General features: G+C 50.3%; 1 protein-coding gene. It reads left to right on the top strand.

The window, feature by feature from the left end; all coding sequences use genetic code 11:
* Positions 1-1,105 (top strand): hypothetical protein (locus NH344_RS18185; protein ID WP_253028293.1); only part of this gene is annotated, 1,105 nt, incomplete at its 5' end.
* Between the last annotated feature and the right edge of the window lie 37 nt (positions 1,106-1,142).

Below are 1,142 nucleotides of genomic sequence, written 5' to 3'. Positions count from 1 at the left end.
CACGGCTTGGAGAGTAGAATTGCTCATGGCGTATCCGTCCTATGTTGGTTGTGATCTGGCGAGATCAATCAACAGGATACGCCACCCTCTCTACTGCCCTCCATACACAAGAACTGAGCTTAACTCGACAATTGAACACTTAGCTAGCATTGGCGATGACGCTTGGGATCTATCAGCACTCTCCGCACTGGCAACCGCCATTAATAAAAACACGCTGAATTTAACTTCACAAACTGGGAGTGGTGAAAAAGGGATTCATAGCACAAACCCTATCCATGGCGCTTTGTTTAAGCTTGCTAGCTCAAAGGTAGCGACAGAAAAGCTGGGCGAACGACTCACGCTACTCGCTCACATCATTAACGTGGCGTTTAAATGGCGCCTGGATATGCGAGCGGCCCAGAACAACCCAGCGTTTACGGAAGAGGACGAAAAGCGCCTCACACCGACTACCTACCGCCAAAATTTGGAGTCAGCTTGCAAGGTAGTAAGGCGCATTGAAGCAGATGGGATAAACCTCCTCACCCCTTTAGACCGGCCTACTATCAAAATCAGCATATGCTGCGATGCGTATCACGTGGACGAGTATAGCCAGCAAAAAGATAAATATATTAAGGAATTAGGCCGTTTTTTAGCCTATGGACTGAATAGGCGGCAGCCGCGACGCGGGTACCAAGAAAAAGCAGAGCATAATTCACAAAAAAGCCCCAGTGCTCAGCGTCAACGGCTTTTCGATAATGATCCGGACGAGCGCTGGGAAGCAACGGCTGCTTCGATCTTAACACTCCCTCCAGAACTCAATGAGGACACCGAGAGTACGCTGCGTACCGCTGGTTTATCCATCACCGAAGAGCGCCCGACTGTTGAGCTGATTCAGAGCGATCAGCCTGTCAAAACGGCAAAGGGCGACTCCTCTCTGCAAGCGGTATTTCGAGCCCAAAGCCAGCAAATTTTTCAAGATAAAGCGGCACAGCTGCTGCCGGGGCGTTGGGAACATTTAAGTACGTTTGATCTTTATCTGCGTATTCCGGCGAACGTGACCGGTCATTACGGTGATCGTGACCGATTTGCACACGGCCTTCACGCTGGAGAGAGTTTTGTACGCTGAGCGGTCACGATGGGTCAACCGATTCCGTTTTTTGTGC

Source organism: Halomonas sp. Ps84H-12 (assembly GCF_024124725.1).
GTDB lineage: Bacteria > Pseudomonadota > Gammaproteobacteria > Pseudomonadales > Halomonadaceae > Vreelandella > Vreelandella aquamarina.
The sequence above is the reverse complement of the archived record's forward strand: the minus strand, read 5'-3'. Positions and strand labels throughout refer to the sequence as shown.